The organism is Niabella sp. CPT15-335-S11 (assembly GCF_058792415.1).
In genome coordinates this window covers 1,347,660-1,360,360 of record NZ_JBYTEI010000001.1, presented here as the reverse complement: position 1 = coordinate 1,360,360, position 12,701 = coordinate 1,347,660, and the positions used below count along the sequence as shown (strand labels likewise).

Annotated in this window: 10 protein-coding genes; 9 read left to right on the top strand and 1 reads right to left on the bottom strand. The window is 46.0% G+C overall.

The window, feature by feature from the left end; genetic code table 11:
* The first annotated feature begins 212 nt into the window (after positions 1-212).
* Positions 213-1,061, top strand: a complete 849-nt coding sequence (gene surE, locus AC3WS5_RS05425; protein ID WP_492466237.1) for a 5'/3'-nucleotidase SurE — start codon at positions 213-215, stop codon at positions 1,059-1,061.
* 11 nt (positions 1,062-1,072) lie between these two features.
* Positions 1,073-2,296: a lipid-A-disaccharide synthase gene (gene lpxB, locus AC3WS5_RS05420; protein WP_492466236.1), complete on the top strand. Its 1,224-nt coding sequence runs from the start codon at positions 1,073-1,075 to the stop codon at positions 2,294-2,296.
* Here lpxB and AC3WS5_RS05415 read toward each other — a convergent pair.
* On the bottom strand, positions 2,246-2,392 hold the full coding sequence (locus tag AC3WS5_RS05415) for a DUF6728 family protein (protein ID WP_492466471.1): 147 nt from the start codon (positions 2,390-2,392) through the stop codon (positions 2,246-2,248). The two genes, lpxB and AC3WS5_RS05415, sit on opposite strands and share 51 nt — an antisense overlap.
* Positions 2,393-2,597: 205 nt before the next feature.
* On the opposite strand from AC3WS5_RS05415, the gene AC3WS5_RS05410 reads away from it, so the two are divergent.
* The 7 genes from AC3WS5_RS05410 to AC3WS5_RS05380 all read left to right on the top strand — a co-directional run bounded on the left by AC3WS5_RS05410 (position 2,598) and on the right by AC3WS5_RS05380 (position 12,610).
* Positions 2,598-3,236, top strand: a complete 639-nt coding sequence (locus tag AC3WS5_RS05410; RefSeq protein WP_492466235.1) for a carbonic anhydrase — start codon at positions 2,598-2,600, stop codon at positions 3,234-3,236.
* 226 nt (positions 3,237-3,462) lie between these two features.
* Positions 3,463-4,752 carry a phosphopyruvate hydratase gene (eno, locus tag AC3WS5_RS05405; protein WP_492466234.1) on the top strand — a complete coding sequence of 430 codons (1,290 nt, stop codon included), beginning with the start codon at positions 3,463-3,465 and terminating at the stop codon, positions 4,750-4,752.
* A gap of 82 nt (positions 4,753-4,834) precedes the next feature.
* A complete protein-coding gene (locus AC3WS5_RS05400; protein ID WP_492466233.1) occupies positions 4,835-5,218 on the top strand; it encodes an FtsB family cell division protein in 384 nt (127 codons plus the stop codon).
* Between the two features lie 113 nt (positions 5,219-5,331).
* Complete coding sequence (nth, locus tag AC3WS5_RS05395; protein ID WP_492466232.1) at positions 5,332-5,982, top strand: endonuclease III; 651 nt, start codon at positions 5,332-5,334, stop codon at positions 5,980-5,982.
* 19 nt (positions 5,983-6,001) lie between these two features.
* Positions 6,002-7,018: a LacI family DNA-binding transcriptional regulator gene (locus AC3WS5_RS05390; RefSeq protein ID WP_492466231.1), complete on the top strand. Its 1,017-nt coding sequence runs from the start codon at positions 6,002-6,004 to the stop codon at positions 7,016-7,018.
* 821 nt (positions 7,019-7,839) lie between these two features.
* Positions 7,840-10,890 carry a SusC/RagA family TonB-linked outer membrane protein gene (locus AC3WS5_RS05385; RefSeq protein WP_492466230.1) on the top strand — a complete coding sequence of 1,017 codons (3,051 nt, stop codon included), beginning with the start codon at positions 7,840-7,842 and terminating at the stop codon, positions 10,888-10,890.
* Between the two features lie 19 nt (positions 10,891-10,909).
* A complete protein-coding gene (locus AC3WS5_RS05380; RefSeq protein WP_492466229.1) occupies positions 10,910-12,610 on the top strand; it encodes a RagB/SusD family nutrient uptake outer membrane protein in 1,701 nt (566 codons plus the stop codon).
* Positions 12,611-12,701 lie beyond the last annotated feature (91 nt).

Genomic DNA, 12,701 nt, shown 5'->3' with positions numbered 1-12,701 from the left:
TTTGCCGGTTGGGCGGGGCAAATTATATGCTGATGCCACGCCGGATTTTGTTGGCCGCTGGTGGAAAACTCACCCATCAATCGAGTTCGATCCTGCTGCAGGATTAGGAAAATCAGACCGTAACTCCAGCCTGAAACCTGCATCCGACAGGTATTTGGGTGGAATGTGATTGAATTATTTATGGCCTGCGGGATATGATTTACATTTGCCGCATGGCAGTACGAAAAAAAGTTAAGACAACAGAGCCCATTATCCTGGTCACCAACGATGACGGCGTGTCTGCACCCGGCATCCGCAATCTTGTAGAAGCCGTGCAGGGACTTGGAAAAATCGTTGTGGTGGCGCCCGATAAGCCGCAATCTGGAATGGGGCACGCCATCACAATCGGACATCCGCTGCGACTTGTAAAAATAGATCTGTATGAGGGTGCAGAAACCTATTCCTGTTCGGGTACGCCGGTAGATTGCGTAAAACTGGCTGTGGATAAGGTTTTGCATGGAAAACCGGATATCTGCATCAGTGGCATCAACCATGGAGCCAACCATAGCATTAACGTTATTTATTCTGGTACGATGTCGGCAGCCATGGAGGCCGCTATCGAAAGCATTCCTGCCGCAGGTTTCTCTTTGCTGGATTCTCGCATCGATGCTGATTTCTCCGCTGCTAAATATTATGCACGCCTGATTGTTGAAAAACTGCTGAAAGAAAAGGGAAATCCGCACCTGCTGCTGAATGTCAATATTCCAAAACTTCCCCTGGAAGATATCAGGGGATACAAGATCTGTAAACAGGCCTATGCCAAGTATAAAGAGAAATTCCTGAGACGTAAGGATCCGACCGGCCTGAATTACTATTGGCTGACGGGCGATTTCGTCAATTTTGACACATCAAAAGATACCGATGTGTGGGCACTGGCAAATGATTACGTGAGTGTGGTCCCGGTTGAGTTTGACCTCACCTCCTACGAAGTAAAAAAGAGACTGGAGAAAACCTGGGGTACAAACGGGGTTACAAAACAGCGGCAAACGAAAACTCGCACAAATAAAACAGCAGACAAATAAACAGGCTGGACATGAATCCGAACATCCGGGAAGAACAAAGTTCCTCAAACCTCGGGCAGGGCAGTACCCGTTACTACCTGATTGCGGGCGAAGCATCCGGCGATCTGCATGGGTCCAACCTGATCCGTGCCATTCGAAAACTGGACAACACCGCTACGATCAGATGCTGGGGGGGTGACCGGATGGCAGATGCGGGAGCTGAACTCGTGAAACATTACCGGGACCTGGCTTTCATGGGCTTCGCGGAGGTCGTGCTAAACCTGCGTACTATCCTGCAAAATCTCAGTTTTTGTAAGAGAGATATCCTCGCGTTCAAACCTGATGTACTGGTCCTGATTGATTATCCCGGCTTTAACCTGCGCATCGCTTCCTGGGCAAAGAAACAGGGCATCAAAGTTGCCTACTATATTGCACCACAGGTCTGGGCCTGGAAAGAGGGAAGGGTTAAGATGATGAAGAAATGCATTGATGAGATGCTTGTCATACTGCCCTTTGAAAAAGATTATTTCAAAAATAAATGGAATTGGGAGGTCACTTATGTCGGGCACCCTTTAATTGAAGAAATCGAAAAAAAGAAATCGGAGCCGGTCAAAGAGTCGGCCATTGACGAAATTCGCGGTGCGGCAAAAAACAAACCGGTGATAGCCCTGCTCCCCGGCAGCAGGAAACAGGAAATTGAGCGGAAACTGCCCGTGATGCTTGAGGCCAGCCTGAAGTTTCCTTCTTTTCATTTCGTGATCGCACGGGCGCCCTCTTTGGACGCTTCTTATTACCATCGGTTCACTGCCAACTATCCCCATGTCTCCGTTGTGAATAACCGGACCTACGATTTGTTGATGCAGGCAACTGCCGCGTTGGTCACTTCAGGGACAGCAACGCTCGAAACCGCCTTGTTTGGCGTTCCGGAAGTGGTTTGCTACAAAGGATCATCGATCAGTTACCTGATAGCGAAGCAGGTCATCAGCATTAAATATATTTCACTGGTCAATTTGATTATGGATCGGGAAGTCGTGAAGGAACTGATCCAGGGTGAAATGAGCGTGGGAAACCTCGTTCGCGAGCTGCGATCTTTGTTATATGATGAAAATCGGAAAGAAACCTTGTCAGATGATTATAAGCAACTGAAGGACCTGCTTTCATTTTCAGGCAGCGCCTCTGAAAAAGCGGCGGCTAAGATCCTGCAATTAGTGTCGAAGCAGCTTAATAACAATGATGATCAGCGAAAGGATGAATAAGATGATGCTGATCCTGTTGATCCCATGCATATAACCCACCCAAGAACTCCTGGGGCGATTGGAATCTTTTTTTCGCAACCAAAGGTATTCCGCCATCTGCTTTAATACACCCATTTAAATATGACAATTTAATCTCAAATAAGTTGTGAATTCCGGGCGCCGGACCATAGAAAGTCAGACTTTAGACTATCGACGTTATCTACCTGAAAATACCGTCATGATCAGGATTTTTTCTGCGTCTTCTTCATTTACCCTTACTTTTACTTAACGGGGAGCTAAATCAACCCGGAACTTACCACGAATGAAATCCTACGAAAAATTATTACAGTCGAACCGGGACTGGGCAGCGCGAAAACTCTCCCTCGACCCCGAATACTTCAGCCGTTTGGAACATATTCAGCATCCTGAGTTCTTATGGATCGGGTGCAGTGACAGCCGGGTTCCTGCAACTGAAATCACAGGAACAAACCCCGGCGAGATCTTCGTCCACCGGAATATTGCCAACGTCGTGGATTACACGGATGTCAACCTGTTTAGTGTTTTGGAATACGCAGTAGTACATTTAAAGATCCGGCATATTATCGTCTGTGGCCATTACGGGTGCGGCGGTATTAAAGCTGCAATGAGCAACCACGATTTTAACCAGGTGCTCAATATGTGGCTCCGCTATATTAAAGATGTTCAATTTCATAATCGTGAAGAACTGGAAGCTATTGCGGATGAGAATAAACGCGCAGACAGGCTGGTGGAGCTGAATGTCATTGAACAGGTTCAAAAACTTTCTAAGACCTCCATTATACAAAAAGCCTGGCAGGAAAGGCAGGCGCCACACCTGCACGGCTGGGTCTACGGACTCAGTAATGGCGTTATTAATACCCTTTGTGAAATAAAACCCGATATCAGCCAGATCGATCCGCTTTATCTTTATGACGACCTGTGATCCGGAGGCCGGAAGTATCGATTTCACCTACAATCAACAGTAAAGGGACTATCTCCGTGTAACACCAGATCCGTGACGCGGGTATCGCGTTTCCCCGCTGAAACAGCGGGAGCTTTTCCACATCTGTGCTATAAAATTTCCCTAAAAATTCCGCTTTCCGCAGCCGATTGTTTAACTTGCGTCACCAAATAAGGCATTTTAATTAAACTAACATAAAACTATTCGCATGAGTTACATTTCTGATGTCTTTGCAAGACAGATTCTGGACAGTCGTGGCAATCCGACCGTGGAGGTTGACGTAGTTACGGATGAAGGCATATTGGGACGTGCAGCCGTTCCCAGTGGTGCCAGCACCGGCATACATGAAGCTGTTGAACTGAGAGACGGAGACAAGAAAAAATATTTGGGGAAGGGTACGCTAAAAGCAGTTAAAAACGTGAACGAGGTCATTATGCCCGCGCTGATCGGGTATGATGTAGCTGACCAAACAGGCATTGACCAACTGATGATTGAACTGGATGGTACACCCAACAAAGCCAAACTGGGCGCCAATGCCCTGCTGGCAGTAAGTATGGCGGTAGCCAAGGCTGCGGCTGAAGAAGCCGGTCTGCCTTTGTATCGTTATGTAGGGGGCACCAATGCCAAGACTTTACCCATCCCGATGATGAACATCCTCAACGGCGGTGCTCATGCGGATAATAAGATCGATTTTCAGGAGTTTATGATTATGCCGGTAGGCGCCACAACATTCAGTGACGGCCTCCGCTGGGGAGTGGAAATTTTCCATGCGCTGAAAAATGTACTGAAGAAAAAAGGATTTAGCACCAATGTGGGTGACGAAGGCGGTTTTGCACCCAATATTCAAAGCAATGAAGAAGCGATTGAAACGGTACTCGAAGCGATTACTGCCGCGGGATACAAGACCGGTTCTGAAATCGTGATTGCGATGGATGCAGCTAACAGCGAGCTTTGGGATGCCAAAAAGAAAAAATATGTGTTCCACAAAAGCAGTGGCAAAGCCATGAGCAGCGAAGAACTGGTAAAATACTGGGAAACCTGGGTGAAAAAATACCCAATCGTTTCAATCGAGGACGGCATGGCCGAAGACGACTGGAAAGGATGGGCCATGCTCACCGAAGCGATCGGCAAGAAATGTCAGCTCGTGGGCGACGACCTGTTTGTTACTAACGTGGAGCGTCTTCAACAAGGAATTGATAAAGGAGTTGCTAACGCACTTCTCGTAAAGGTAAACCAGATCGGAACGGTTACCGAGACGATCAACGCGGTGACTTTGGCACAGACCAATGGATACAACACGATTATGAGTCATCGTAGCGGCGAGACCGAAGATACGACTATCGCCGACCTGGCAGTAGCCCTGAATTGTGGTCAGATCAAGACGGGTTCAGCCAGCCGGACCGATCGGATCGCCAAGTACAACCAATTGATCCGAATCGAGGAATTGCTGGGCGAAAGCGCGGTATATCCCCATGGAAAGATCAGGTTCCTGAGCTGATTGACTGGCGGTTTAACAAGTGACAACCGCGCGGAGTTTGAAAGTATAGGATTTTTTACAGACCGGATTTAATCTTTTCAATATGGAAAAATTTGTAGATTTTGTCAGAGAAGAACAACAGTTGCCGCGACAAAAACCTGTGGCAAGGAGGCGCGCACTGAGCAAAATTGGCCGGTTTTTGACCAACAAGTTCTTTATTGCTTCCGCCATATTTGTGGTGGTCATGGTATTCCTTGATAAGAATGACCTCATCACCAATATGGAGAGACGGAAGGAACTAAAAGAGCTGGAGTCCAGTAAGGATTATTATACCCGGGAATTATCCGAGTTACAGAAGATTAAAAAGAACCTCCAGACAGACCCGGCCCTGATTGAAAAACTGGCCAGGGAAAAATATCTGATGAAAAGGGCAAACGAGGATATATTTCTGACTGAAGACAACGCGCATAAAGAAGAGGCGAAATAATTACAATATTAAATTGCTGAAAACCGGCAGCCGCGAAGCGGATTGCCGGTTTTTTTAATGGGCGCCATGCAATTTGAACCATTAAAAGTATATTTGTTTCAACTGCGGTAGAAATGACCAGAAAAGAACGATATCGTTTTGTTATAGACTATTTTACAAAGCATGCCCCTGAACCTGAGACTGAACTGGTGTATGATAATCCCTACCAGTTGCTTGTGGCGGTTATACTTTCGGCCCAATGCACAGACAAACGGGTGAACCAGACGACCCCACAGATTTTTGAAAAATACCCCGACGTAAAAGCCCTTAGTGTGGCCAAAACGGAAGATCTCTTTCAGCTGATCCGCAGTATTTCCTACCCCAATAACAAAACCAAGCATCTGATAGGCATGGCCGGTAAAGTCGTTAGCGATTTCGGCGGTGAAATTCCCATGACCGTTAATCAACTGATGACGCTGCCGGGTGTAGGCAGGAAGACAGCGAACGTCATCACATCGGTTGTCGAAAAACAACCGAATATGGCTGTGGATACCCATGTCTTCAGAGTTAGTAAACGCATCGGGCTTGTATCTGCAGGGGCCCGTACACCGCTGGCGGTAGAAAAAGAACTGGTGAAAAATATTCCAGGTAATCTGATCCACAAAGCTCACCACTGGTTGATTCTCCACGGAAGGTACATCTGTCTGGCGCGCACTCCGAAATGTGAAATATGCGGGCTCAGAGAAGTCTGTCTATTTTATAAGAACAAAATCAAACATACCTGAACTACCCGGCGTGAAAAATGTGCGTTTAAAAGATGTTGCCAATAAGGCAGGAGTGTCCGTAACAACGGTATCCCTCATTTTAAACGGCCGCGGAAAGGAAATGCGTTTAAGTGATGCATTGATCAGGAAAGTCGCCGCCATTGCGCAGCATATGCGTTATGGTCCACATTCTGTGGCAAAGGGACTGAAATCCGGCAGGACCAGGGTCCTTGCCCTGATAGTAGAAGATATTTCGAACCATTTTTTTTCAACCATCACTCATATTGTTGAAGGTGTTGTCCGGGAGAAGGGCTACCAGTTGGTCTGCTCCAGCACAAACAACGACCGTGACAACACGATCAGGCTCATTGAAAACCTCGCAAACGGGCTGGTCGACGGTTTCCTGATCGTTCCGGTAGACGGAATCCAGGATTCAATCCGTTTCTTACTGAGCAAAAATTTACCGGTTGTATTCATCGACCGGAATTTCAGGAGTTTGGATGTGCCCGGCGTGCTGGTCGACAACCTTGCGGGTATTAAGCTGGGTATGGATCACCTGTTTCAATGTGGGTATCAGAGGGTCCTTTTTGTCTCGGTGCAGCTCAATTTGGTGCAGATTAAAAAAAGAGAGGCGGGTTATTTGAATTCCATGAAAGCTGCCGGTTACCCCGCAAAGATTCTGAAAGTAAAGTTTCAGGAACCCAGAGACCAGGTATTACAGAAGATGCAGCACGCAATTCAACAGTACCGGCCGGATGCGATTTTCTTCGGAACCAACTATCTGGGAATAGCGGGACTGGAATGCCTGGGTTTGCTAAATCTGCGGATACCTGATGATATTGGTGTGATTTGTTTTGATGATCACGAGCTATTTCGCCTTTATCAGCCCGGAATCACCGTTATTGATCAGCCGCTTGAACAGATTGTAAACATTTCGGTCGGGATTCTTTTCGAAAGAATCGAAGGTAAATTTTCTCACCAACCGGTGAATTCCCCCAAGAACGAGACTTTTTTAGTTTCTCCTAAACTGATTGAGAGAAATTCTACCAAAAAATAAATGACGTATTAATTAAATGGATGTTATTCGGATTAAATCCAATGTTGCGAAAGTCAAAACCGTATACTCCATTCTACGCAGGCTATCGATGCCAACCCGCTCTTAAAACCTAATCGATTTGAGAGAGGAAATTAGTAAGTAACAAGATATTTTTGTCGCTAACAGTAACAGAAACAGAAAATAATTCAGTCTCTTTTTTTGTACTAAACGCGACCGGTAGATAAAAGTTACCGGGACTGAACAAAAAACGCTATTGTTCCTGCACTAACAGAATTATCGCTGTGATGCCCTGGCGCTGGTGCGTACAGGAGTTTTTTCTCCGGCAGCGTATCAGTAAGGCAATAAAAAAATAATTTTCTTTATTCTAAAATTGCCTTTAATTTTGGGCCAGAATCTTTTGATTAAGTAAGGGACTCGCTTACATGATGAAAAATGAAAAGCGATTTATTGGTCAAACATGAGCTAAAACGTTTTAGCATAGACTAAACGTCAAGAATGCTTCAGTTTGATTTTTGCAAAAACGGTATGAAATTATAGCAAACGGGGCAGGTGAATAAATTATGGATCCCGAAGTTCCTCAGAGATTAATAGAGATCATTGTCAAATTCGTATAACGTTAAGAGATCGAAATAAAACTTTAAACTGAACCAGACTTCGAAACGATCATTAGCCATGAGAATGAATCGGCCAAGTCAGTTCCAAACCAAAAATTGTACACGCAACACTTAAATGCTTGCTGGACAGGCTACTTATCTCGTTCCCGTTGGCCCAACTGTTGCACTTTTTGCTTTACACACTATTACACAAAAAACAATTCTGTCATGAAAGAAAACAAGAAAAAAACAAGTTTGCTTGCACTAAAGCGTGCAACGCTGCCGTACAGGGCGACGATTCTATTTTTCGCCAGTATGTTAGTAGGTGCTTCGCTTTTTGCTTCGGGAACAGGACCTTTTCCCGGCAAAGACGAACTTACAGTTTTTAAAACAGTCTTCCAGGTAACCGGTAAGGTTATGGATGATAAAGGCAACCCTATCGCTGGGGCAACCATTCAGGAAAAAGGCACGGCGAACGCTGTAAGCTCCAATGAAATCGGAGAATTCAGTTTGAATGTCGCCAGCGGACACGCAGTCCTTTCGGTTACATCAATAGGATATAACACCGTGGAAGTCCCCGTGAACAACAGGAGCAACCTGGGTCCAATTGTGTTGACCTCCAAATCTACCAACCTGGATGAAGTCGTGGTTATCGGATACGGAACGGCCCGTAAACAGGACCTGACCGCATCTATCTCCAACGTCAACAGCAAGGATTTTCTGCAGGGTGCATTTAACAGCCCGATGCAGCAGATCGATGGGAAAGTTGCCGGTCTCGCAGTTTCCGGACGGTCAGTAGCCGATCCGAACGCAGCACCCGAACTACAGGTTAGAGGAGCAGGTTCATTCAGAGCCGGAAACGGTCCGCTCATCGTTATCGACGGGATGCCCGGTGGTGATCTGAGAAACCTGACGCCACAGGATATTGAATCTTACTCAGTCCTCAAAGACGCCGCATCCGCATCAATCTACGGTACGAGAGGCGCTAACGGCGTAATCCTGGTTACCACCAAAAAAGGAAAAGGAGGTCAGGTAAAACTGAATTATGATGGTTGGCTGGATCATGACGTGGTAGCCAAACGTCCAAATATACTTTCACCTGCACAATTCCTGGAACACAAGAGAGATAAGGACTTTGGTTCATCAACGAACTGGTATGATCTGTTGATCAGGGATAATAACATTGGCTACAACCATTACCTGGCAGCCAGCGGAGGAAGCGAGAATTCAATGTTCCGCGTTGCCGGAAACTACCGTCGGAAACAGGGTATTGACATAGCAACCGACAGGAGAGAATATGGACTGAGAGCTAATTTCCTCCAAAAAGCATTGGACGGTATTTTGGAAATCGGTGGTGACATGTCTTACAGATTTGCAAATGAAGACTTTACCGATTATGACGCTTTCAAACAAGCTGTCAGACTCAATCCTACCATTCCACTGATGAGCCCGACTAACCCTCTTAAGTATAATACATTACAGGGCTATGACACTTACAATCCCGTGCAAAGGCTGTTGACCCGCAAAGATGGAGCCGAACAGCAGTACGATGTGATCAACCTGAACTTCAAACTTAACCTGACCCGTGATTTGAATACAGAACTGAGGTTGTCCAGACAGGGACATACCCGAAAAGCGCTTAGGTATGAAACAGCCGATTATGAAAACTCTGTAAACGGCGGTTACATTGGTTTCGCCAGAATCAACAATGAGCAATGGAGGGATTATACCCTGGAATGGCTGGGCAACTATGCTAAAAAAATAAACAAGCATGACATCAAAGCAGTGGGTGGTTACAGCTATAACGAACTCAACTATTTCAGAGATCAAATGCAAAACAGGCGTTTTCCAAATGATTATTTTGAATGGAATAATATCGGGACCGGTGATTGGAACAACGGTCAGGTCTTCAACGCCTCAGATATCATCTACTCCAACAGGAGCAAAGAAAAAACCATCGCCTTCCTGGCCAGGGCAATGTATAATTACAACGAAACCTATTTCCTGACCATTTCAGGCAGGTATGAAGGGAATACCAAATTCGGTCCCAATAACAAATGGGGTTTCTTCCCATCCGCTTCAGCAGCATGGAGAATCTCAAACCTGGACGCTATCAAATCCATTTCAGCGATCAATGATCTTAAACTGCGCTTTTCTTATGGTATTACCGGCCGCTCTGGATTTGACAGATACTCCTCTTTGGCTAAATACTCACCTTATGGCAGGTATCTGAATGACGCAGGTCAGTGGATCAGGGTATACGGACCCGGTTCTCCAAATCCCAATCCCGACCTCAGGTGGGAAAAACAACATGCCTACGACCTCGGTGTTGATTTCTCACTCTTCGATTATAGGTTGTCAGGAAGCTTCGACTGGTTCCACAGAAAAGGCAGCGATCTGATTAACGACTATTTGGTTCCCGTACCACCGTACCTGCACGACCGTATGTACGTGAACGTGGGCGATCAACTTAACAAAGGTTTCGAACTAACCCTCAACTGGAAAGTAATCGCAACCGATGCGCTTCAGTATTCGACCAACTTCGCAGGATCCTATACACGTTCACAACTGACCAAGTTCTCAAATGAAAAATTTAAGGCAGACAAACGCTACTATTACTACCTGCCTTCACCTGGTAATCCTGGGCCAGCGTTCCGCTACCAGGAAGGTTCGTATGTAGGCGATTTCTGGGGATTCAAGTATGCGGGTGTAGACGATAAGGGTAACATCCTGGTCTACGCTGTTAAAGATGGAAAATTGACAGATGAAAAAATAAACGCGACCAACAAGGCCGGAGACAACGATAAAGTGACCACGGGAAATGGTGTACCCAAAGTCGAATTGGGATGGGGCCACGATCTTAACTACAAAGGCTTCGACCTGTCTCTTTTCTTCAAGGGCAAATTTGGCTACCAGATCCTGAACCTGTACCAAATGTATTTTGGTTTGGCTGCCGAACCTGGTGTAAATCTCCTGCAGGACGCTTACACCAGAAATGGTCATATTAAATCGGGCAAAGTGATCACCGATTATTTTCTGGAGAACGGAAACTACCTGAGGCTGGATAACCTGACCCTGGGATGGACGAAAAAAATGAACAAGTTTAAATTGAACAGCATGAGGTTCTATGGAAACGTAAGGAACGTATTTACCCTCACCAAATTTACGGGACTTGATCCTGCAGCGGTTCAGACAACAGGACTCGAACCCGGAGTAAACAAGTTAGATCTTTATCCCGTTACCAGAACTTACACTTTCGGTGTTCAATTAAATTTTTAATCTCTAATCCGATATTATTATGAAGAACTATAAATTTTTAATATTCGCATTGTCATTGTTTGTAATGGCAATTTCCTCCTGCACCAAATTGACTGAGGAGATGTTCAGCGATTTGCCGGCAGATGGTTATTATACAGACAAAAGCGCAGTCCAGGCGGCCCTGCTCAGGCCCTACGAACACGGCCATTGGTGTGGCTGGGATGGTGACAGGTGGTACCTACAGGAACTAACTGCAGATCAGTTTACCTGGACTCAAAAAGGACGTCACGGATACGATGGTGGCAACTGGATTAAATTACACGGTCACACATGGAATGACAGACAAGGGCAAATTTATGGAGGTTGGATAGGACCCTGGCAGGGAATCATGCAGTGTGTTGTTATTGGCGGTGACCTGGCAAAACTCGACTATACGAAGTTTGGTATGACTGCAAACGATCAGAAACAACATCAGGCCGAGCTAAACACCCTGAAGAGCTGGTTTTACATTTTCCTGCTGGATTTCTTCAGAAATGTGCCCATTGTTGAAAAGGCGGGCGAAGCAAAACCGCAATCCACACCACAGGAAGTTTTCAGCTTTATCGAAAAGGAAATCAAAACAGCAATTCCGGACCTTCCGAAGAACGGAAAACTCGGTCGCTGGGATCAGGGAAGTGCGGCAGCATTGCTGGTACGCCTGTACCTGAATGCCGAAAAATGGATTGGCAAACCCATGTACACTGAATGTGCTGCTGTTGCGCAGGATATCATCAATGGAAAATACGGCACTTATTCCATCGATCGGGATTATCGCGGACCCTTCCGTTCCGGGGTTAACGGCTATCGTTCCCCTGAAAACCTTTTTGAGTTTCCTCACAAACTGGATGTATACAATTTCGGATGGATGTATAACGCTTTCTCTCACTATCAAATGAGGTATGCACTGGGCAACGACTGGGGCGGATGGAACGGTATCCATTTATCACCATCCAGAGACCTTGATGGAAACCTGTACAACTATCAGCTTGGAGGACCTTATGAGAAATACGCCGCTACAGACAAAAGAAAACAAACGTTCAGAACCACTTCCGCTACCGGCAATTATGAAGGATTCTTTATCGTTGGACAGATGTACTATTATGACCAGACTAAGGGATATGGTTATGACAGCACAAGGATCCTCAATGGTACCGAGGAGTATAATGGTAAACCATTAAAATTTGTTGACCAGGTAGGAAGATTCTCCGAAAAGCCCGGTGGGCGCTGGTCCGAAGGTTCACACGTTGCCACTGGCGAAGAAAACTCTGGAGTACGACTCCTGAAATTCCCCTGGCTTCCACGGCCTGCAGGTCTTTTCCAATCGAATTCAGCACCCGAGATCAGGCTGGCAGAAATTTACTACGCGTTGGCCGAATGTAAATTCCGCGCAGGCGATAAAGCCGGAGCGGCCCAACTGATCGACGCCGTGAAGAAAAGAAATTTCGACGATGCCAGCTGGCCTGACGAAAGCTATGTGGCCAATATTTCCAAGCTTACCGATAAGGAGTTTGTAAACGAGCTTGGTCGCGAATTTCTCGGAGAGCGTCACAGGAGAACCGACCTTGTTCGCTGGAATCGTTTTGGTGAAGAATGGTGGGATAAACCCGCGGATGGAAAAGACAAAACTATATTCCCCATTCCTCCACAGGCTATCGATGCCAACCCATTGTTAAAACCCAATGGATTTGAAAGTGGAAACTAATTAGTAACAAAATACTGATGTAACTAAAAGAGGCTGAAAATACTTCAGCCTCTTTCTTTTTTGCAGAACGTTGCAAACAGGCGGCACTGAC